15 protein-coding genes are annotated in these 23,544 nt (G+C 39.7%); 10 read left to right on the forward strand and 5 right to left on the reverse strand.

The features are described from left to right. Positions 1-57 precede the first annotated feature (57 nt). The 10 genes from AB3G38_RS01640 to AB3G38_RS01685 all read left to right on the forward strand — a co-directional run bounded on the left by AB3G38_RS01640 (position 58) and on the right by AB3G38_RS01685 (position 14,797). Positions 58-3,180: a SusC/RagA family TonB-linked outer membrane protein gene (locus AB3G38_RS01640; RefSeq protein ID WP_367866756.1), complete on the forward strand. Its 3,123-nt coding sequence runs from the start codon at positions 58-60 to the stop codon at positions 3,178-3,180. Between the two features lie 13 nt (positions 3,181-3,193). Beyond that, positions 3,194-4,708 (forward strand): RagB/SusD family nutrient uptake outer membrane protein, encoded by a 1,515-nt coding sequence (locus AB3G38_RS01645; RefSeq protein ID WP_367866757.1) that lies wholly within the window; start codon positions 3,194-3,196, stop codon positions 4,706-4,708. Between the two features lie 6 nt (positions 4,709-4,714). Further along, positions 4,715-7,450, forward strand: a complete 2,736-nt coding sequence (locus AB3G38_RS01650) for a family 78 glycoside hydrolase catalytic domain (RefSeq protein WP_367866758.1) — start codon at positions 4,715-4,717, stop codon at positions 7,448-7,450. A gap of 140 nt (positions 7,451-7,590) precedes the next feature. Next, complete coding sequence (locus tag AB3G38_RS01655) at positions 7,591-8,622, forward strand: GntR family transcriptional regulator (RefSeq protein ID WP_367866759.1); 1,032 nt, start codon at positions 7,591-7,593, stop codon at positions 8,620-8,622. A 153-nt stretch (positions 8,623-8,775) separates the two neighbouring features. After that, positions 8,776-10,557: a type VI secretion system Vgr family protein gene (locus AB3G38_RS01660; protein WP_367866760.1), complete on the forward strand. Its 1,782-nt coding sequence runs from the start codon at positions 8,776-8,778 to the stop codon at positions 10,555-10,557. A 2-nt stretch (positions 10,558-10,559) separates the two neighbouring features. Continuing rightward, on the forward strand, positions 10,560-11,495 hold the full coding sequence (locus AB3G38_RS01665) for a hypothetical protein (RefSeq protein WP_367866761.1): 936 nt from the start codon (positions 10,560-10,562) through the stop codon (positions 11,493-11,495). Next, positions 11,495-12,652 carry a hypothetical protein gene (locus tag AB3G38_RS01670; RefSeq protein ID WP_367866762.1) on the forward strand — a complete coding sequence of 386 codons (1,158 nt, stop codon included), beginning with the start codon at positions 11,495-11,497 and terminating at the stop codon, positions 12,650-12,652. The genes AB3G38_RS01665 and AB3G38_RS01670 overlap by 1 nt, the downstream gene beginning before the upstream one ends. A gap of 8 nt (positions 12,653-12,660) precedes the next feature. Then, the gene (locus tag AB3G38_RS01675; protein WP_367866763.1) at positions 12,661-13,323 is read left to right on the forward strand and encodes a hypothetical protein; all 663 of its coding nucleotides are present in this window, start codon (positions 12,661-12,663) and stop codon (positions 13,321-13,323) included. A gap of 118 nt (positions 13,324-13,441) precedes the next feature. After that, positions 13,442-14,104 carry a hypothetical protein gene (locus tag AB3G38_RS01680; RefSeq protein ID WP_367866764.1) on the forward strand — a complete coding sequence of 221 codons (663 nt, stop codon included), beginning with the start codon at positions 13,442-13,444 and terminating at the stop codon, positions 14,102-14,104. 117 nt (positions 14,105-14,221) lie between these two features. After that, on the forward strand, positions 14,222-14,797 hold the full coding sequence (locus AB3G38_RS01685) for a hypothetical protein (protein WP_367866765.1): 576 nt from the start codon (positions 14,222-14,224) through the stop codon (positions 14,795-14,797). Positions 14,798-14,943: 146 nt separating this feature from the next. On the opposite strand, the gene AB3G38_RS01690 is transcribed toward AB3G38_RS01685, so the two are convergent. The 5 genes from AB3G38_RS01690 to AB3G38_RS01710 form a co-directional block, all read right to left on the reverse strand. After that, the gene (locus tag AB3G38_RS01690) at positions 14,944-15,423 is read right to left on the reverse strand and encodes a hypothetical protein (protein ID WP_367866766.1); all 480 of its coding nucleotides are present in this window, start codon (positions 15,421-15,423) and stop codon (positions 14,944-14,946) included. Between the two features lie 342 nt (positions 15,424-15,765). Continuing rightward, positions 15,766-17,313, reverse strand: coding sequence for a calcineurin-like phosphoesterase C-terminal domain-containing protein (locus tag AB3G38_RS01695; RefSeq protein WP_367866767.1), 1,548 nt, complete (start codon positions 17,311-17,313; stop codon positions 15,766-15,768). Positions 17,314-17,371: 58 nt separating this feature from the next. Continuing rightward, positions 17,372-18,625 (reverse strand): DUF5689 domain-containing protein, encoded by a 1,254-nt coding sequence (locus AB3G38_RS01700; protein ID WP_367866768.1) that lies wholly within the window; start codon positions 18,623-18,625, stop codon positions 17,372-17,374. Positions 18,626-18,638: 13 nt separating this feature from the next. Beyond that, entirely contained in the window at positions 18,639-20,081 is a 1,443-nt protein-coding gene (locus tag AB3G38_RS01705) for a SusD/RagB family nutrient-binding outer membrane lipoprotein (protein WP_367866769.1), read from the reverse strand. Then, positions 20,081-23,512, reverse strand: a complete 3,432-nt coding sequence (locus tag AB3G38_RS01710; protein ID WP_367866770.1) for a SusC/RagA family TonB-linked outer membrane protein — start codon at positions 23,510-23,512, stop codon at positions 20,081-20,083. The genes AB3G38_RS01705 and AB3G38_RS01710 overlap by 1 nt, the downstream gene beginning before the upstream one ends. Positions 23,513-23,544 lie beyond the last annotated feature (32 nt).

Genomic DNA, 23,544 nt, shown 5'->3' on the forward strand with positions numbered 1-23,544 from the left:
GCCGATCAGCAGAGGTTGCTTTACTTTAGAACAACCAAATATAAAACACATATGACAATGGAGAGGAATTTACAAAAGTTTTTTTCTGCGCTGGTTTGTGTACTCTTGTTTACATTTTACAATAGTACAAATGGCTATTCTCAGCAGAAAACTGTGACAGGTAAGGTCACAGATCAAAGTGATGGCAGTCCGTTACCGGGGGTGACCATCAAGGTATCAGGCTCGGCTGCCGGAACCACTACCAATTCAAATGGAGAATATGCTTTAAAAGCCGCGGAGAATGCGGTACTTGTTTTTAGCTATATCGGTTATACAGAAACCAGGCTGACTTTTACAGGTAATCCTACACTGAATGCACAGCTCGTTTCCAATAATCAGAAGCTGGATGAAGTAGTGGTTATCGGCTATGGAACAACCACGAAAAAAGATGCTACAGGTGCTGTGGCTACGGTTTCGGCAGTACAAATTAAAGATTTACCCGTAAGTTCTGTAGATCAGAAGTTGAAAGGCCAGATTCCGGGGGTGCAGATCAGTACCACCACAGGAACTCCGGGTGGTGGTACATCTATTAAAATCAGGGGATCGGGTTCTATTGGCGCAGGAGATAATCCTTTGTTTGTAGTGGATGGTTATCCGATTTCAAACACATCAGGGCAGGTATCTAATCCTTTGAATGTGATTAATCCGAATGATATTGAATCAATTACTGTTTTGAAAGATGCTTCTTCGACTGCCATTTATGGGTCAAGGGGGTCTAATGGAGTAATCGTGATTACGACTAAACAAGGTTTAAAAGGAACTCCGGTAGTGAATATAAGTGCATATACCGGGATTCAGCAGGTCCCTCAGAAAGGGAGGCCGCAAATGCTGAACGGAACTGAATTTGCTCAATTCAGAAAAGATATAATTGCAGATGATTTTGCTTCCAGAGGTTTGGTCGCTACTGATGCGGATATTCCTGAAGCCTTTCGTAATCCTTCACAGTATGGTACTGGCACAAACTGGTACAATGAAATCATCCATGATGCGCCGATGAGCAATCTGGATGCAAGTATTAGCGGAGGGTCTGAAAATACAAAATATAACTTTTCCCTTGGTTATTTGAATCAGGAAGGAACGATACGATATACCGGATTCCAGCGGTATGCAATTCGCATGAATACGGAAACTAAACTGGGTAAGAAATTAAAAATAGGGCTTAACCTGGCACCAACGAATAGTGTGCGGGATCTGAATAATTTTGAAAATGAGTTTGTGGATGTGTTAAGCAGAAGTTTGTGGTTAAGTCCACTGGTTCCTTTAACCGATGCAAATGGCAACCGTACGCCTTATGTCAGTTCTCCGGGTATGTATGCCGGCCCTAATCCATTGAATAGTCTGGAATTTGGAGGGACAAGATCGAAGGACTTCAGAGGCCTTGGTACTGCTTTCGCTGAATATCAAATTCTCGATGGATTAAAGTTGAGATATAGCTTTAATGTAGATTATACGAATAGTTCTTCATTTGTTTTTAATCCTTCGTTTGTTGGTGGTGTAAATTCACCTCCGCCAACGGTTCCAAATTCTACAACCAATAAATCAACAAGTTTCAACTGGCTGTCTGAAGCGGTACTGACTTATGATAAGTCATTTGGTAAAGATCACCGACTGAATGTGGTGGTTGGTTATAGTGCGCAGAAAGAGCGTGCAGAAAGTTTATATCTGTTCGCCGATAATTATCCGGATGATAAAATACAGACGATCAATGCGGCTTCTATGATCAGCGGATATAATGCTGATGTACAAAAGTGGTCTATTATTTCTTACCTGGCGCGTGCTAATTATTCTTATCAGGATAAGTACCTGTTTACCGCCACAGTGCGTACAGATGGTTCGTCACGTTTTGGCAGCAATAAAAGATATGGAACATTCCCTTCGGCTGCTTTTGCATGGAGAGCTTCGGAAGAAGAATTTATGAAAAAAGCAACGTGGATCAGTGATTTGAAATTGAGAGCAACTTATGGGTTGTCTGGAAATTACAATATTGGAAACTATACTTATATCACAAATATTGGTTCATCGAACTATGTGTTTGGCGGCCAGATTTCCAGCGGTCGTGTTCCTGCATCTTTGAATAATCCAAACCTGACGTGGGAAGAATCTTCTCAGCTGGATGCGGGTATTGATTTAGGGATTTTAAAAAACCGTCTATCATTTAATCTGGATTACTATAAAAGGATAACTAAAGGGATGTTATATAACAGTGAGATTCCTTTATCATCAGGTTATTCCAATGCGATTATTAACTCTGGAAAGATTCAGAATCAAGGATTTGAATTTGGACTGACTTCTAAAAATCTGGAAGGTACATTTACCTGGAACACCAGTGCTAACATTGCTTTTAACAGAAATAAAGTATTAGCCTTAAATGAAAATAACGACCCTATTTACAGCGGCAGAAGCGGGGAAGGTTCTTACCAGCATATCACGCAGGTAGGGCATCCTGTGGGTGAATTTTACGGGTATATCCTGGAAGGTATTTACAAAGATCAGGCAGATTTGAACAACTCACCCAAACATGTGACTTCCGTAGTGGGCTCTGTAAAATATAAAGATGTAGATGGCAATGGGATTATTGAGCCGGTAAAAGATTTCGCAGTAATCGGATCACCTCAGCCCAATTTTACCTGGGGTTTGACCAATACGTTTGGTTATAAAGGATTTGACCTGAATATTTTATTAGTAGGCTCTCAGGGCGGACAGATTTTAAAAACAGCGAATCAGTATTTGCTGAATATTGACGGTATTTTCAATGTAGACAGGAAGGTGCTGAACAGATACCGCTCACCAGAAAACCCAGGCGATGGAGTTACCCCAACTACCAATGGATCAAGGGTAATTTATCGGGATGTGAATTCTTCGTGGGTAGAAAGCGCGAGTTATATGCGTATTCAAAATATAACTTTCGGTTACCGTTTTGGGGAAAGATTGCTGCGGGCATCTAAAGTGATTAAAGGTGCAAGAATTTATTCCAGCATTCAGAACCTGGCAACTTTTACCAAATATAGTGGTGCAAATCCAGAAGTTAGCCGGAACACGATTTCAGGAAATGCAGTAAGCAGTGCATTGGTTCCGGGAGAGGATTTTACAAATTATCCGCTGCCAAGAACGTTCACGCTGGGTCTGAACTTAACATTTTAATCTTTTGTCAATCATGAGAAATTATACAAAATATATAATAACCGGGGTGCTGCTGATCAGTTTGTCAGTATCAGGTTGTAAAAAAGCTTTTCTGGATCAAACTCCGGAAGCTTCTTTACCGGGCGTTAATTTTTACAAATCAGAAGCAGATTTTAAACAGGCAGTGAGCGGTGCTTATTCTTCTATAAGTGATATGGGGAGAGTAAATTACTGGCTATTTGGTGAAATGAGATCTGATAATACAACTTATCAATATAATCCGGCAGACCGCGGTTCTGAACAGCGTGAGTTTATGGATCAGTTTCTGATTGGGGCAACGGCTGAACCTTTACAGGGCTATTGGCAGCAAAATTACACGGGTATTGCACGCTGCAATGAAATCCTGGCCAGAATAGATGGAGTAACAATGTCTGCTGATGTTAAAAATCAGTTTACAGGAGAAGCCTTGTTTTTAAGAGCTTTTCATTATTTCAATTTGGTGAGACAGTTTGGAGGAGTGCCTTTAAGGCTGGTTCCAAGTCAGTCTCCGGCAGATGCGCGTTCTAAAGGGCGGGCTGCTATAGAAGAGGTTTATACACAAATAGTTACCGATCTGACTGCTGCGGCAACTAAGTTACCAGTTAAATATACGAGCCTGGAGGCTGGAAGGGCCACTCAGGGTGCGGCTTTGGCTTTACTGGCCAAATTATATATGACCCAAAAGAAATTTTCAGAAGCGTTGGTTCCTTTAAGAAAAGTACAGCAGCTGGGTTATAGTCTTGTCCCTGTGTACAAGGATATTTTTCTTCCTGCAAATAAAAACAACAGTGAATCTGTTTTTGAGATTCAGTATCTTGGATCTCAGCCCGGGTTGTCGAGTGATTTTCTGTATCAGTTTGCACCCTGGAATTCCGGAAGTGTGATCACCGGAGATCCGGCGACCTCATTGAATGGAAGTAGTGGCTGGAATATTCCAACGCAGGATATGATCGATGCTTATGAAACTGGCGATTTACGGAAAGATGCTTCTTTAGCAGTAGGTTTTACCGATGCGGGAGGGAAGTTTGTAAATATTCCATACGTTAAAAAATACAACCATGGGATTATTGACAGAGGACGCACCAATGATAATTTTCCTGTCATCAGGTATGCCGATGTGCTGCTGATGATTGCCGAATGTTTGAATGAACAGGGTTTTGCAGCGGGCGGAGAACAGTTTACTTTATTAAATCAAATCCGCAGCAGGGCTGGACTGCCTGCAAAAACTCCTGGAAATGCTGTGGCGACTTTAAGTGTGGATAATCAGCAGGCTTTCAGGGATGCTATTTTACAAGAAAGAAGGGTGGAATTAGCTTTTGAAAATCATAGGTGGTATGATCTGATACGTTCTGGCAAAGCAGTGGAAGTGATGGCAGCGCATGGAAAATATGAAATTGCGCATAAACCGAATATCCCTTCGGGTTCTTATCTTTTAAATGCGAATAAACTCTTGTTACCGATCCCTCAAAGAGAGGTGAATCTGGATAATCTAACTCAAAACCCTCAATAATCAACCATGAGAAATTATTTTACAGGAATTGCAATAGGTTGCTGTCTGCTTGATTTATCGGCGGCAGCTCAAAAATTAGGTGTTACTGATCTAAGAACGGAATATCTGAAAAATCCAATGGGCATTGAATCGGCGGCACCGCGTTTAAGCTGGAAGATGAGTTCTGCACAGCGTAATATGATGCAAAGTGCTTATCAGATCAGGGTAGGAACGGATTCTGCTGGCTTGTTAAATGGTCATTCATCGGTATGGGATAGTGGAACTCAGAAAAGTGACGCGTCTGTTTTTTTACGGTATGCCGGGAAACAGTTAAAATCTGATACACGCTATTACTGGCAGGTTAAAATCAAAGATAACCAGGGAAATGAGTCTGGATGGAGTGCTGTTAACTCCTGGCATACGGGTTTGCTGAATCCGGGTGACTGGTCTGCCCAGTGGATCACTAGTGCTATGGCAGATACGCTGGAAGGACCAAGCCCTATCTTCAGAAAGGTATTTGCTACAGATAGAAAGGTGAAATCAGCTGTGCTTTATATTTCTGCGCATGGTTTATATGAGGCGCAGATTAACGGAAAAAGAGTGAGTCATGATCACCTGGCACCGGGATGGACGAGTTATCATAAGCGTTTATTATATCAAAGTTATGAAGTCACGAACTTGCTGAAAGATGGTCAGAATGCAATAGGTTTTACGCTGGGTGATGGCTGGTACCGCGGCTATCTTGCTTTTGACGGTAAACGCGGGTTTTATGGCAAACATTTAAGCGGTTTGGTACAGTTGGTTTTGGAGTATACTGATGGTACGAAAAAAATAATCAATAGTGATGGCAGCTGGAAATACAGCACCGGGCCCATTCGTTTTTCCGATTTGTATAATGGAGAGATTTATGACGCCAGGTTTGAAAAACCAGGTTGGGCAACTGTGAATTATAAAGATACAGGCTGGAAAAATGCGCAGATTATTGCTCCTGGTAAAGAAGTGTTGGAGAGCAGTATTAGTCCGCTTGCGAGTAAGCATGAGCAGTTCAGTGTGGTTAAAGTAATTAAAACACCGAAGGGCGAAACTGTGCTTGACTTTGGCCAGAATGTAGTAGGTTGGGTTTCCTTTAAACTGAGTGGGAAAGCAGGATCTTTTATCCAGCTGGAACATGGAGAAGTACTGGATAAAGCAGGCAATTTTTATGATGCTAATTTAAGGAAGGCTAAACAACATGTAAAGTATATTTTTAAAGGGGTAGGTGTGGAAAGTTATGAGCCTCATTTTACCTATCAGGGTTTCCGTTATGTGAAATTAACAGGGAATACGGCACAGGTTGATCCTTCGGCTTTTAAAGCAATAGCCGTTTATTCAAATATGGATCCTACAGGGACGTTTACAAGTTCTGATCCGCTGTTAAATCAATTGCAGCATAATATCCAATGGGGGCAGAAGGGTAATTTTATGGATGTGCCCACAGATTGTCCGCAACGTGATGAGCGTTTAGGCTGGACGGGAGATGCACAGGTATTTTTCCGTACTGCGGCTTTTAACATGGATGTAGCTGGATTTTTCACGAAATGGATGAAAGATGTGGCTTCAGATCAGCTGGCTAATGGAAGTATTCCTTATGTGGTGCCTAATGTGTTAACTCAAAATGATGCCGGTTCAACAGGCTGGGGTGATGTGGCTACGATTATACCCTGGAATATGTATGTCGCTTATGGTGACAAACAAGTTTTAGCAACGCAGTACCCAAGTATGAAGGGCTGGGTTGATTTTATGACCAGCAAGAGTAAAAATGATCTTTGGAACACAGGTTCCCATTTTGGCGACTGGCTGTTTTATCGCCCCGAAGATGACAATGATGGCCGTTCAGCAATAACTGATAAGTATTTGATTGCACAAGCTTTTTATGCACATTCTACGCAGTTGCTGGTCAATACAGCTAAAGTGCTGGGTAAAAAAGATGAGGAAGAGAAGTATATGGAGTTGTTGGACCGTATCAAAAAGGCATTTGTTAAAGAATATGTTACGCCAAGTAGCAGGTTAGTTTCCGGATCTCAAACAGCATATGTGCTTGCTTTGAATTTTGATATGCTGCCGGAAAATTTAAGACAGCAAGCGGTTGATTTTCTGGTGAAAAATATAGAGAGCTATGGTAATCACTTAACGACCGGATTTTTAGGTACACCATACCTTTGCCATGTGCTGACACGCTTTGGCCGTACAGATGTGGCTTATAACCTGCTATTGCAAGAAACTTATCCTTCCTGGTTATACCCGGTAAAAATGGGTGCAACGACCATCTGGGAACGCTGGGATGGGATTAAACCTGATGGCAGTTTTCAAACTACAGGAATGAATTCATTTAACCATTATGCTTATGGCGCAATTGGGGACTGGATGTACAGGGTTATGGCTGGTTTGGATACGGACGAGTCTGAACCTGGTTATAAAAAGATAATTATTGCCCCACAACCTGGCGGTAAGATTACACAGGCGGCTGCAAAGCTGGAGACTTTGTATGGTTTAACGGTAAGTGACTGGAAAATAGAGGGTGGACAGTTTAAGTTAAAGGTAATTATTCCTCCAAATGCGACTGCACTGATCAGGTTGCCCGGTGCTGCCGGGGCTGCGGTTACCGAAAGCGGAACTGAGCTGAAGGAAGTTAAGGGGATTGTTAAGGTTTCTAAGCAAGGGAATGATGTGGAGTTTAATGCAGGGTCAGGAATTTATCAGTTTGAATACGCCGTAAAGTTATAGTTGCCGTTTTGCTGTTTCATCTCCAATCTGATCAGGTTGGAGATGAAAAATGCGGTTCTTATTGACGCGCCTGAAGAGGTCAATGCAATCAAATCAGTGTCTTATTATCACTAAAAGGTTTATATTTATTTTTTACAACAATGAAGACAGCCGATTTTTTCAAGTTTATACATGTAGATGAATATTCTGCAACTCCTAAGTATTTACAGCTTAGTGATTCTATTATTGAAGCGATAGAAGATGGTATTTTGAATAAGAATGATATCCTTCCTTCTATCAATGAGCTAAGCAGTGTACTGGAGATATCCCGGGATACAGCAGAGAAAGGGTATAAATATCTGAAGAAACAGGGAGTGATCTTATCCGTTCCTGGAAAAGGGTTTTATATTGATAATACAGAGTTCAAGAAAAAGATAAAAATATTCTTATTATTTAATAAGCTGTCTGTGCATAAAAAGATCATTTATGATTCTTTTGTGGCCGCGCTGGGGGATGATGCTTTGATTGATTTTTATATATATAACAATGACTTTTCGATCTTTAAAAAGCTGATTTTAAATAAAAGGACTGAATATTCTCATTATGTAATCATTCCGCATTTTGTGGAGGGTGGAGAAGATGCACATCAGATTATCAATACGATCCCTACTGAAAAATTAATCCTGCTGGATAAAAAAGTGCCGGGCGTGGTTGGTAATTATTCTGCGGTTTATGAGAATTTTGAAAAGGATATTTACAGGGCGCTGATCCAGGCAAAGGAACAGCTGGAGAAGTATCATACTTTAAAGTTGATATTTCCTCAAAAAAGTTATTTTCCAAATGAGATTATTGACGGATTCAGAAGGTTTTGTCAGCAGTATGCTTTTAACCATTTGATAGTTAGCGACGTGGAAAATGAGATTATTCAATCTGGGGAGGCTTATATCAATTTGATGGAAGATGACCTGGTGGTTTTGATTGAAAGGATTTTATCTATGGACTTGCAGATGGGAAAAGATGTGGGGGTAATTTCTTACAATGAGACACCGCTGAAAAAGTTTTTATTGAATGGAATTACAACGATTTCCACTGATTTTAAAATGATGGGTACGATTGCTGCGGAGATTATTAAAAGTCAGAACAGGCAGGATCAGGAGGCTCCGTTTTATTTAACGCTTCGGCCTTCTTTGTAATTAGCATTTATTTATTCTTGATTTTATGCTAATTGTTTTAAAACTGTATTAATGCTATATTAATTTATATTGAAATTTGTTTCCGTTTTGGAATGATAGTTGGTTTCAGTGGATTACCAAATATATAAGCTGCTGAGAGGCAGTGCTCAAAACATGGAAAATAATTTAATCAAGGAGATCAGCATAGGGGATAAGACTATTTCTCATTTTAGCTCTTTCACACTTCAACAACATTTTAATGCGCATCACTATTTTGAACTCAGGTTTAATCATGATGAAATGGGCGCACCAGGGTTAATCAATCTGGACAACAGCCGGGACTTTGTAGGGAAGACATTAAGCGCGTCATTTGGCTATGTGCTTGGCAAACAGCAGATTTTTGCTGGTTTGGTCACTAAAGTTGAGCTGACACAAAGTAATGGATATCATGGTGTTTTAGTTGTAAGTGGGTATAGCCCGACTATACTGATTGACCGGGGGCCTGATTTGGGTTCTTATCTGGATAAGGATTTAGGCACCATTGTACAGCTGGCTACGCATGATACTCCTGCTAATGATTTGCGGATAGTAACCAATGCAACCAGAAAAAACCCTATAGATTATGTGATTCAGTATCGTGAGAGTGATTTTGAGTTTTTAAACCGGCTTAGTGGTGAATATCATGAGTGGTTTTTCTACGATGGTATGAGCCTTAATTTCGGTAAACCAGATACGCAGAAGGAAGTGAGTTTATTTTATGGGAGGGACGTGAATAGCTTACAATATGCAATGGAAGTTGCCCCGATTAAGAATAAAAGATTTGCCTATAATCCAAAACAAGATGAGATGCTGCAAAGCGAAAGTTCTGGTAAAGCTGATGGCAGGCCGGATCTTGTTCATGCGATAAATGCTTCAAATACGACTTATAGCAAGACCTTTAATCAACCTTCTTTGATTCGTGTAGATAATGGCAGCGATATTAAGAGCATGGTGGATAATGAAGAAAAAGCGAACATCAGTCAGCTGTTGAAAATAAGCGCAAGTGGTGATAATCCAGAGGTTGCGTTAGGGTCAATTGTAGATATCACCATGAGTCTCAGACAAGAAGTGTCCTTTATAACAGAAAGTCTGGGTAAATTTCTAATCACCTCAGTAACTCATACGATTGATGATCGGGGACATTATGTAAATACTTTTGAAGGATTAGTTTCTACCACAGAGCGTTTGGTGGTTAAAAACTATAAAAGACCTGATCCGGATATGCAGCTTGCTGATGTTTTGGATAATGATGATCCGCAAGGACAAGGTAGGGTGAAGGTAAAGTTTAAATGGGCTTGCCAGACCAATGATCCGAGTGAGTGGTTAAGGGTGATGAGTCCGAATGCAGGGAGTGGAGATACAGGGTCGAATCGTGGTTTTCATGTGATCCCTGAAAAGGGTGACCAGGTCATGATTGCTTTTGAGGAAGGGAATATTGCAAGACCGGTGGTTTTGGGTAGTGTTTATCATGGCAAAAATGGCGATAGTAAAGGGTTCAAGAATAGTAATGTGAAAGGGTTGAGTTCGAGGATGGGGAGTTGCCTGACTTTTGACGATTTGAATCATGCACTTCATCTGGGAACTGATGAGTGTAATTTTATTGATATAAAGAATGGGGATAAGGAGATTGAGATAGTAGCTCATACGAAGGTTATCATAAGATCTGGAAATAGCAGTATTACACTCAATTCTGATGGGACGATTGATTTAATTGGGAATATTATAAATATTCAGGGTAAGGATGCCATTAATGCAAATGCCGATCCGTTAAAAGGGGCGAAGGTAAATATTGGATCTTTAGAAAATACTACTATAGCTATTAATGCGAGTAGCAAAGAAACGAAGGCAAGCGGTAAAATTACCAGCAGTGCAAAAGGTGAACAAAAAATAGAAGGTGGACCCGTTAATATAAATTAGTCATGAGCAGATTTACTTTTTTCGGTACGGAAAATACTAATATCCCAGAAAAGACTGAGGTAATCGATGTTCAATCATCGAGTGATATTATACTTTTTAAAGAGGGTGAAGCAAAGTACAGAAGTGTGCAGCTTGCGGTAATTAAAATGAATGGTATTATTGAAAACCATGTAGAAACTAAACTGGAGTACCACGTTAAAAAATATATTAACAATGATCAATTGATGGTAAGAGTTACTCTTGCAGATCAGATTGTTGCTATCCAGCCTTCTTATTTACAGGAAAATTTGGATCTGATGAGCAAAATTGATGTAATTAAGAGTAATGCATTAGTAGTTGTAAATCCAAAAACAGGAAAGATATTACGGATCGATAATATGGATGAAATTAAAGCGAACTGGTTGGATTTTAAAAATGAAGTGAAGTCTAGTACATCGTTTGTGAAGTCACCAGAAATGAGAGCCAACATTGATACCTTTCTAGTTAATGTGGAGCAGCAGATGACCGAAGAGAATATTCTCCTTGATTTTCAGGTTCGTCCATTTTTTGACCTGTTTTTTGATAAATACCTAATCAATGATCAATTTATAATGAAGCCATTTACTAAACTTTATTATTCTCAGCTATTTGACCGGCTGCCTGTTGACTTTAAGGTTACAGAGGAGATTGTTGATGAAACTCCTTCTTCAATTAGCATTTTAAAAGATGGAAGATTAGTGGAAGGTAATCCTCATCTTGTTGACTTTGAAAAGATTTATGATTCAAGGTATAAGCCAAGTATTGGTTATAAGTTTTCTGGCTATGATTATAATCACGAGACAAGGGTTATATACGATTTGAACGAAAATATGCTGAGTGATGCTAATATGGTAATTACTGAGGAAGTGAAAAATAATATTGAATTATTTGTTGATTATAAGTTACAAAGAATAGAATAATGGGAAGCTCATATTTACCATCTGGTGTGATGATCAATTGCACCTTAATGACTGTAACTAAGCCTCAGAATCTTGGAGTTGTCAGGTCTAGTAAAACTGTGATTAATACTAAACGTGCAGCATGGCTTAATATTGATGATAAAAAAGTCAGCGTAAGTTTTGTCTGTAAGTCTCCGGCTAAATTCTGGGGAGGTTTGGGAGCAATGTTAGTTGGAATTGCCGTAGGAATTATTTGTATTGCAGTTGCAGTAGTAGTGGTTGCAGCAATTGTAGGTACTGGTGGTGTTGCCGGGGTTATTTTAGCAGGAATGGCTGCATCTGTAACTGGTGCTACTACAGTTATTGCTGGTGTAGTGGCAATTGCTGGTGCTGTATCTATCGCGATAGGAGATTATAAAGTGGCACATGCATGTGACTGTTCGTTGGAGGGAGGGTCTGAGTGGACATTACCCCATAACAAGGTTACATTTAATCAAAAAAAAGCTCTTCTTCAAAGTTCCATTTTAAAATGTGTAAAAGGAGGAATGATACAACCTTTTATTAGCCCTGTTGTAGCACATAAAGCCGCAGTTAAATTTTCATCGAATAACAAAGAAGAAGTCGATCAACATCTTAAACAACAGGCTTGGATGGGCTTTGTAAGTGGTTTAAGTGGTTTGGGTGATCCAATAGGAACAGGGATTGGTGTTGGTTTTGCAGGATGGGAGTATGTTGAAGGTAATGATGATCAAACTCTGGCAAACGAAGGTAGCACAGCTGATGAAGATTATAAAACCGATGTAGGTAATACGGTTAGAGATAATAGTGCCGGCACTATTGCAGGGGCAGGAAAAGGTAGCATCGACGTTGCTAAGACTATGACTAGACAGAATCAAACTATTATCAGAGAATTAATGGAGCAAGGGGCAACATATGACCAGGCAGCTGCATTCTCCAGATTTGGTGAAAAGACATTTAAAGGAGAATTCTCAAAAATGGGCGCAGGTTTAGGTGTTGGATTAGGTGTTGGTTTAGCTGGTTCTGTTGCCAATCACTATATTGCTAAGAGTTACAAGGAAAACAAGGTAAAACTAATAGAAGATACTTTGAAGAATGCACGTAATATGCGTAATGAAGATAGTGAAAATAATGAAAATGTTATCGCAAGTAAATCTTAATCTTAAATATGAAAAAAATACTGCAAATCTCCAGTGTTAGCCTTCTCGCAGTAGGACTGATTTTTGGTAGATATATTGGCCGTTGGTTAGTTAATATCTTTGATAATCCGGATACAAGTATAAACGATGGACGTTTGCATCTTGATGAATATCTGTCAAAGTGCGATACAGTTAGTTTAAATATAAAAAAATACACTGACTCAAGTAGTTATTTTGAAGTAAAGGCTAAATTTAATCCTTCTTCGGCTGACAATACTGCTTTTGCTTATAAAAATGAAATTACTTTTTATAGTGATTCCCTTCATAAGTACTTTTCTATTTTTTATTTTTTCGGCAATCCCGAATTACATCATCTGTTTGGTTTTTATTATACAAGTGCTATTAAGAATCCAGGTGGAAATATTATTGCTACTGTGAATAGACTGGATTTTAATGATACCTCTTATGGGACTAAAGAAAAACCAATACCAATAATTTACTTCCAATTAAAGAAAGAAGAATCAAATACATTTTATAGTATGGCTAAAGGAAATAATAAGAGTGATTTTCATGGTTCTGAAGCTGACTTTAAGAAAAATATATTAAATTCTAATGCTGGCTATTATTTATCATATGTAAAAAGTAAACAAGATTTTGAAAGGATGTTTGGAAAAGAAAACAAGCTTAAATAGAAAAGGATTCTGGTTGCTAATTGCTTTTTAAGCTTATACATCAACTTTGATCATTTTTTCTCATTATAAGAATAAACTTATTGGGATGTGTTTTGAGGAATTTCTAATAAATTTATAAATGAAAAGGGTTCTGCAAACTGCAAGTATATGTATTCTCGCTTTAGGACTGATTTTTGGTAGATATATTGGCCGTTGGTTAGTGAATATCTTTGATAATCCGGATACTAGTATAAATGATGGACATTTATATATTAACAAATACTTGTCAAAATGTGATACAATCACACTAAATGTGAGAAATTTTGCTGACTCAGCAAGTTATTTTGAAGTGAAAGCTAAATTTAACCCATTCTCAGCAGATAATATAGCTATTGTTTATAAGCATGAGATTAAGTTTTATAGTGATTCCCTTCATAAATATTTTTCTATTTTCTATTTTTTTAGATACTCTTCTATGGATGAAGTTTTTGGAATGTACTTAGTTAGAGCTATTAAAGATCCTGGAGAAAAAATTATTGCAACTGTGAATAAACAGGAACTTGCAGATACTACTTATGGGACTAAAGAAAAACCTATACCGATAGTTTATTTTCGTTTGTTAAAAGACGAATCTTATAGTTTTTACAGCCTGATTAAGGGTGAAGGTAAAGGTGATTTCCGTGGAAGCGAGGCTGATTTTAAAAAGTATATGCTTAATTCTAATGCTGGCTATTATTTATCATATGTAAAAAGTAAACAAGATTTTGAAAAGATGTTCGGTAAAGAAAATAAGGTTGAATAGTTTTGGAAGTCTTATCATATCTAAATTTAATGATAGTTTCGAGATGGCTTTTTAGTTTGAATAGGAGATATTTTAAAACTTAGGTTTTAATATGTATTTACAATTGGAAAGTATGATATGGAAGAGGTGAGGATATTTGAGCTTAAGGATGTCGGTTTACAGCAGGCAGGTAAATCGATCTTGTGGACTGGAGGGCTTTTCTTTATAGGCTTGATCGGAAGCTTTACTTACGGAATATTTATTAATCATGAGGTATCTAGTATATTCTTTCATTTAAGAAATGCCTTTGTTCTTTTTATAATAATATTTGGGATTAAGGAGTTTTTCAATAGGAAAGACAAACCGGGCTACGGAGAGCTGGTACTATTAAAAATTATAGATACTAGCTTAGTATTGGAGATAGATAAGTTTATAGTTTTTAATGGAAATATCAATGAATTAAAAGCTATTAGAACACTTGATCTTTCAAATAAAAAAGATGACTTACAAGCTCAAATATATATTGGAAATCAGACTTTTAATCTGGCCTCCAGTTTAAACTATAATAATAAGAGCCAATTCAATGAGTTTGTGCTAATTTGTGAAAAAAAGCTTGGGATGAAAATCAAGCCTGTGCCATTCTCTATTTATACACATAATTTGCAAGGAATAAAATATGTGGAATATTTTAATCCCAAAAATCCCTTAATATAAAATATTGTATCGTACAAAGTGAAACAGATTTTAAATTAGTTTTTTGGACTAGGCATATCTCAATAACCCTGACTCGGTTTATATGATTTTACTAATTTTTTACCTACTTATTTTACATACCCGAAAAGAATGCAATTTAGCTATCATTACACGACTTTTGGAAAGTTGCTACAATATAACAAACCAAGGCAGCCACGCTTAAGCGTGAACTCAACAGTTTTTCCTTTTACAAAATAATTAAGGTATACTGAAAGAAAGCTATTGATATAAAATATACCATCCTCTGTTTCGCGGATATGGATGTAATACGCTACCGATTTATAACCCTTTTCTGCCTTTGGAGCATTGATTTTTCTTCTTACCAAAAATTTCTCTTTAGTATACAACATATTAATCAGTCGATATATTGGATTAGTAATAACAGATCTTGTAATGATAAAAGAGAATCCAAGTAACATGATGCTATTGGAAATTAAACTAACTATGTGCTGTTTACCAGCCAGGTATGTTGGAGTGGTATAGTAAATGATTACTAATACACAAGCAATAATACTTGGTAAGTGTTGTATGATCTTCCAAAATAATGGCTTTCTGGGATTAGCATCCCAGCCAAGAACTTTAAACATAAATAGTCCTAACAAAGAAAAAAATAAGCCTGGTATAGATAAGTAAATTGATTCGGAATTCAGCACAAGATAAATTAGGAAAGGCGTTAAAATACCCGGGAAAACGTTTAAACTTCCACTAGAGATGCATATTAAGAAAAGTATTATTGTAAAGATTATGACGATCATTCACTAAATTTAATTATTATTTTAGATCTGGGTTAATAAGTGATTTAAAAATATTTTAAATCACTTTGATCTTTAGTTCAACAAATCATTCTGTAGTTGATGAATTAGATTTTAGCTAAAGAGCGTGCCTGAAAAAGCACCCTCTTTAGCAAATTTTTAGTCCTATATTTTTAATTATGAAATTGTAACCTCTTCCGTGTAAACTGAGCCGAAACGGTCAGTAGCTACTACTTTAAACTGACGGGTTCCCGGAGCAGGAGTAGCGAAAAACAGGTGATCTGTTAAGGTCGGTTCCACCCATTTATGCTTTTTAGGAACTAAAGGGCCATCGTATAGTTTATAAGCGATCGGATCCATTGCTGTTCGCTGTTTCATTGCTCCTTTATTTACTCCGTCTTCGAAGTACTCTACTTTCCATTTTGGGTCCCAGTTCCAGATGTTAACACCGATTTCTGGTGAGGTGGCGGGAGTGGTTTCCTGTAAATTACCAGAAGCAGCCACTGAAGCGATTTCTGAGAAAGAACCTTTAGGATAAATCCTGAGCTGATGATCTTTGGCTTTTCCGGTAGACTTGTAATACCATTTGATTTCACTGCCGGTTACTTCGTAAACTCCATAGCCGTTAGGGCAGCCATCACTGCAAACCGGGCCAGTCCACCATGCACCACATACCGTACCATGCACGTGTTCAATCATGTTGCGGTCTTCCCATTTCTCGTTCATATGCGTATGTCCCGATAGGATATGAACCTGATAACCTTCCAGTAATTTATATAAACGTTCTCTGTTTGATAATACCCCACCCAGCTCATCATCTTTCAGTTTATTCCTTCTGGAATTACCTGTATTGGTCGGGATATGTACAGAAACTACCACCGTGCTTCCTGGTTTTACCGTCTTTAAATCCTGTTCAACCCATTGTAACTGAGTTTCTGTTAAATAACCGATATACTTTTTAGCGACTCCCAAAAAGAACACATTATCTAATGATATATAATGAATCTCACCCCGGTTATAAGAATAATAAGTAGGGCCGAATTCGTCTTTAAAAGTACGGGTTGACAATTCATCAGATCTTGCATCCAAATCCATATCATGGTTACCAGGCAGATTGAAAAAAGGGATACCCGTTTCAGCTACTGCATCTTTATAATCTGCAATCAGTTCAAAATGATCCCAAACCAAATCACCACAGCCAATTCCATGAAACAACGTTCCCTGAGGGTAAGATTTTAATAACTCCTGAACATCAGGAACAGTTTGAGCTTTTAGCAAAGCCGCGTCTTTTTTAGAGATAATCTGCGGATCGGCCCAGACTAAAAAATTATGTTTCTGATCAGATACATTCAGTTTTTCCAATACAAAATCAGCTTTGAAACTAGTACTGTCTTTTGGGATCGCCTTATAAAAAGAGGCAATACCTCTCTTTTGATTAAACTGATAACCAGCCGGAGAACTGATATAAACATAGTCCGCAGTGTGGTTACTCAGCAGCTCGTAATTACCACGTTTATCAGTCAGGGTGATATTAATGCCATCTGTTACCGCAACACCTGCAACCGGGTTGTCGCCAGCGCTGATATTCCCTTTTAAAGTAACCGTAGTCAGGTCAGTTGGTTTTGCCGGGAGTGGCAACGTTGCTGCCTCAATTAAAGCTGCAGGGGCCACAATCAGCGTACCTGATAAGCCTAAGTTTCTTAAAAAATGTCTTCTGTTTAACATGAGTATATTATTTTAAAGAGCGGTTTTTAGCCCGCTTAAATGTTTAGTCTGGTGAATTTTAGTTCGCGTAAATAGCAAAGTCTTCAATACTCAGCCTTCCGTTATTAATAGATGTATTATTTGTTGTTCCCAAGCCTAATTTTTTAACTCTGAACCGTACCGGCCCGGTAATGTCCATCGGGAAAGTTGCTGTTTTGGCAACGGCCGATGCATTATTGATCACCTTTCCAGTTTGCAGCCATGTTAAACCGTCATCCTTAGAATATTCTAATACAAAAGAACTGGTCGCATCATTGTAGTAAGCACCATATAAAAAGGATACTTTTGATGCCCCGTCAGGCACATTAAAGTTCATTTGCACATAAGCCGGAACAGCCAGATTTTGCTGCATCCGGATACACTGTAAACCAGCAGGATTAAAGCGGTCACGGCCAGAAGTATTCGCTAAAATAGCTTGATCCAACAACCAGTTTCCTGTTTTTAAACCAACAACTGCCGCTGCATAAGAAGCCTTTAAACTCTGATTCGGGAACTCAAAAGTTTCAGGGAAACCCTTATAAACAGGTCCGCTTGCATCCAGCATATCGAGTATGTTGCGTGGCCATAAACTAGGCACAGCATCACCTTTCCCGTCTACCTGGTACAGGAGTGGAATACCTGTAAAAGTAGCGCTCGCTGGTAAACCCTTACCCGCAAAAGAAGCACTCTTTTCTGTATGCAAAACCATTGTTCCGCCATTATCTGCTAAACTTTTATCGCCCGCATATAACTCTCCGGCAACAGGAACAGGAGTGATGCTTCCGGAAAATATTCTGACCAGACAGCCTTCATAATCATCTGGTTTAGCCTTAAATAAAGCCGTAGTTACAGTAATCGGGTTTCTTGCATTTCCACTCGAAACCTTGTTTACTGACGCCGCATTTAAACCTGTCACCTGTAAACTTCCATTCACTTTGGTAAGCGTTGTTCCGTTCAGGTCTACCACAATAGAATCTCCCGTTTTCAAAGCTGCCGCATTTTCTACCGCCAGTAAAATTCCCCTGGTTTTATTCCTTCTGTTATTCTGCATGGCTATAGTTCCGGCAGGCATATTCCCAGACTGGACATCAGAAACCACGATGCCGATAATCTGGTGTGCACCAGCTAAATTGCCTGTATTTAAGCTTACAGCTGTACCCTGATAGATGGCGCGCAAATCTTCTATGGCGATAACCGGACTAGGATCGCCCAAAGCAGCATCATGCTTTTTACATCCTGCTAAGCCGGTTAACAGCAACCAGCAACTAAAAAATTGAAATATATATTTGTTCATGATTATTGAGCGATTAAGGTTTTTGCCACCATACTTTAGTGTATAAATCATCTGCACCCTGTATGGCTACAGCCGCAGCATAATTCGCACCATTGGTAGATTGCAGATAGACAGGATAATTTAAGCGGGAAGGCATCTGGCCGCCATTTGGCAAACCAGCACCTTTCGGTAACTGAGGATGGCCTGTGCGACGATATTCAAACCATTGCTCCAGATCAGTCATAAACAGGCTGTAATATTTCTGCAAATGGATCAGCTCGAGTTTATTCTCCAAAGCTAAATTGTCAGTCCATTTCACATCTGCACCCTGCAGGTAGTTTTCAGGAACCGCATAGCCCCAGTAAGTAATCCCGCTGGTTACCCCGTTTTCATAATAACCTTTAGCCGTTCCGGTAGTGATCCAGCCTTTTGAAGCAGCTTCGGCCAGCAGGAACTGGAGCTCCGCGTAGTTCAGGATATTACCCAGTAAAGGCTCAGACTGTAAGGCAACAGGTAAAGTAGATTTCCCTTCGGGAGCTTGCCCTACAGGATAGCCACTCGGAATGCCTTCATACTTTCCATTGTAAATGGTAGCCCATTTCGCAATTCGCGGATCGCCCCATTCCTTTAAATTGTTGACAAAGAAATCAGCCAGTTTGGGCGTGTACCAATCGGCAGGCCGCCAGGTGGCAAAAGGCGAAACATAAGGCGCAGTACCTGACCACCTCAAAGCTGCCGACTCTGCATTACTGCTTATAACCGGGTAATTAGCACTGTTTACATCCACAATGTCCTTAATTTTTGCTACTGCTAAAGCTGGCGATTTAGCAGAAACCCGCATCAGCAATCTCAAATAAAGCGTATTGCCAAACTTGCGCCAGTTAGCTGCATTTCCTGCATAGAGCGGATCACTTGAAGAAGGGATATTGGTGCCCGTTTTTAACAGTTCGTTAGCCATTTCCAGCTTTTTAAAAAGCTCCGGATAGATGACTTCCTGACGATCAAACTCGGGCATAAAAACACCTTCTTTAGCTTTAGTCGCATTGAAATACGGGATGTCACCATAAGTATCAGTCAGTAATGAAAACACATAAGCCTGGCAGATCAGCGAGATCCCTTTGAAACTATTGCTGCCCAATTGTTCCGCACCTTTGTAGATATCATTGAAATTGGAAAGTTCCAGATACCAGCTGTTCCAAAGATAATCACCCTCAGATTTACGGATGTCGTAACGGAAAATTTTCCCGTCTGTATCACCCATATCTACCGTTACCTGCATCAGTTCGTTAGTGAGCCTTTGGCTGCGGCTCATATTTGCGGTTACAATACTTGCAATAGCGGGAGCAAGCAAAGCCTGCGGTAAAGCCTTTTCACTCGTATTAGGATTCACATTCAGCTCCTGAAAACCTTTTTTACAAGAGGTCACCGCTAAACATAAAATCAAACAGATTGTATAATTTTTGAGTCTCATATTCATTAAATACCTATGTTTAAATTGATACCAAAAGTTCGGGTAGCAGGGAACTGGCCCAGTTCAAAACCCTGGTTAATCGTACCGTCGTTTAATGTCCCAAACTCAGGATCAAAGCCCGGCCATTTCGTGATTGTCATCAAATCACGGCCATAAATACCAATTGTGGCCCTTTGCAAACCGAACCTTCTCAGTGTTTTTGGTTTAAAAGTGTAGTCAAATCTGGCTTCACGGAGTTTGATAAAATCAGTAGAATAGGTAGTTCCCTCAATATTATCCCGGCCATAATGGGTAGTGTAATAATTAGTCATATCTTGTGCAATTACCGTGTTCGGGCTATAACTGCCATCTGGATTTTGCACTACACCTTTACCGATAATCCCGTTGTATCGTCCCGGAAGCGTGTTTGTTGTCTTTCCTTGTTCAGCTAAAACACCTGCAGTGAGCGAATAACCTACTGCACCATATTGTGCATCCACCAGGAAACTCATTCCAAAATTCTTATAACGGAACTGGTTGCCTAAACTCGCTTTCCATTTAGGGGTGGTATTGCCGATATAAAGCTGATCATCAGGGATAACCGGGTAACCATTCTTATAAACAATCTGCCCGTCTGGAGACCGTTTGTAACCACGGCCATACAGATCACCCATGCTGCCTCCAATTTTAGCTACAATTGCACCGCGGCTGGCTGGCCCGGATTGTAAAATCAGGTTATCCAGGCTATCTGTTAAAGCGATAATCTTGTTTCTGTTAGCGGTAAAAGTTCCGAAGACTGTCCATTTGAACCCATCTTTCTGATCTATCGGTGTACCATTCAATTCAACTTCTATCCCTTTATTACGCACTTTTCCAGCGTTTACATAAGCATAACTTACGCCCGAAGAACGGTCTACAGTAGTTTTCAGAATCTGATCTTTGGTATCACTTTTATACAGGGCAATGTTGATGCCCAGACGGTTATTTAAGAACCTCAGATCAGTACCCACTTCGTAACTTGTGGTATATAAAGGTTTCAGATTGGTATTGGTTAATACCGTTGGATTTTGGAGTCCGCCGGGAAAATTATCCGCTACATCATAAGTGAAAGAAGTGATATAAGGGGTTTGCTGACCACTGCCCACACCTGCTACCGAAGCTCTTAATTTGGCATAGGAGATGAATTTTGGCAGTTTAAACATTTCAGACAGGATGCCACTCAGGTTTACTGAAGGATAGAAAAAGGAAACATTATCAGTAGATTTTGCAGTTGCCAGTACGCTGTTCCAGTCGTTACGGCCTGTAACATCTATAAATAAGTAATCTTTATAACTTGCTGTCGCAACGCCATAGAAACTGTTAATTCCATATTTACCACGGTAAGGTTTTGGCGTTAACACACCTGCACTGTTAGCCAGGCTATAAATACCCGGATAGGTAAGTGAATCCGCACGCAGTTCATCTTTGTTATAAGTGTTTTTTAACATGCTGCCCCCCGCAGAAACCGAGATTTTAAGATCCTTGTTCAGGTCTTTGTTGTAGCGGATTAAAAAGTCGTTGGAAATTTCCTGAGAGAAGATGTTTTGTGTCCTGAACATTCCTTTTTTGAACTTCTCGGTATCAAACGGGCGTTGCTGAGAACGGGCTTCATAAGAAAAGTCCATCGAACTGCGAATCATCAGGCTTAAATTCTTAGAGAAATTATAAGTGGCCTGTACGTTTCCCGTTAGTGCATTCCGGTTAGATTTGTTGAGCATTTCATTCGCAATCAGGTATGGATTGTCAGGATAACTGCTAAAAGGATAGCTCTGCGCTACATTTTCTTTTCCGGGGGCCCAATAGTCCTTTAACCATCCCGCATCTGCGCTAGGTAACCAGAACATGTTCCAGTACATGATAGACTGGTTATTGTAACCAGTAGAAGGGAGGTTATCACTAAACTTGTTCGTATAGTTAACTTTGGTTGCGACCTGAAGTTTCTCATTTACTTTATGGGTGGCAGAAAGGGCAACTGTATTTCGGCCGTAACCAGTATTGGGGATGATCCATTTGTTGTCTACATTGGTTAGCGAAAGGCGAAAAGTGGTCTGGTCATTTCCACCATCCAGGGTTACGCTGTTCGTGAAAGTACGGCCGCTCTGAAAGAAATCTTTTCTTGAGTTTTGATAAGGAAGCCATGGAGTTCTCTCTTTTCCTATAGTTTTAGTGATCGGGTCATACTGGAAAAAGGATTGTCCGTTAAACTTAGGCCCCCAGGCAGAACTTGTACTCCTGGTACTTGGGCCATCTGCTGTTGCCCCAAAGGAGTAAAAGTTGGCACCATCGTTTCCCTGTCCGTATTCGTACTGGTAATCGGGCCAGCGGGAAATCGTTTCTATAGCAGTATTCGAATTGACTGTTACCCCGATCCCGTTTCTTTGTTTACCGGATTTAGTGGTAATGATGATCGCACCGTTTGCACCGCGCTGTCCGTATAAAGCAGCGGCTCCCGGACCTTTTAAAACGGTTACATTTTCTATATCGTCCGGGTTGATGTCGTTTAAGCCACTGCCAAAGTCAATAGGCGACTCGCCCTGTAAATAGGCGGAGCTGCCACTTCCTGTTGTCCGGCCGCTGCCATGGTTAATCACCACACCGTCTACTACAATTAAGGCATCATTTTCACCGGTCAGGTTACTTTCTCCACGCAGGATGATTTTGTTTGAACCCGCCGGGCCACCGTTTGATCTGATCAGGTTTAAGCCGGCAACTTTACCGGACAACGCGTCTGTCCAGTTGTTGGACATGGCATCGGTCAACTGTTCGGTTTTTAAAACTTTGGTGGAATAACCAAGGGCCTTTTCTTCTCTTTTGATACCGAGCGCTGTGACTACGACTTCATTTAAAGCGTTGGCAGATTCCTGCAGATGAAGGTTTAATAAAGTGTTATGGTTAGCCGTGATCTTTACCTTTTCGGTACGGGTATCCTCAAAAGAGATGTATTTGGTGATGATGGTATAGGTTCCCGGATCAAGGCTGATACTATAGCTTCCGTCGTTGCCAGACTGGATAGTTTGTGCAGTTTCGAGTATTTTGATAGATACACCGGGAACTGTTTCAGCATTTTGATCGGTTACTTTTCCTGTCAGTTTCCCTTTTACACTGTTGACGAGCAGGATGTTTTTAGCATCTGTTTGTTTGATGGTTAAGGATTGGTTGCGGAGTAACAGGCGCAATGTTTCTGCTACTGTTCTCTCTGCTTTTGGGAGGTTGACCTTTTGCTGATCGTCTAACTGGCTGTTGTTATAGCTGATGGTCATGCCACTTAGCTTTTCGACCTCGTTAAAGGCTTTTTTTAAGGTGATACTGGTTCCGCCAAAGGTAATCATCTGGCTTGTTTGTGCGTTTGCTGTACTGATAAACAGACTTAACCACAACAAAATTGCTGTGCAGCCGAGCCATCGAATAGTATTATTCATATCTTTACTAAGTTTTGTGCTTTTTTAATCGG

Source organism: Pedobacter sp. WC2423 (assembly GCF_040822065.1).
GTDB lineage: Bacteria > Bacteroidota > Bacteroidia > Sphingobacteriales > Sphingobacteriaceae > Pedobacter.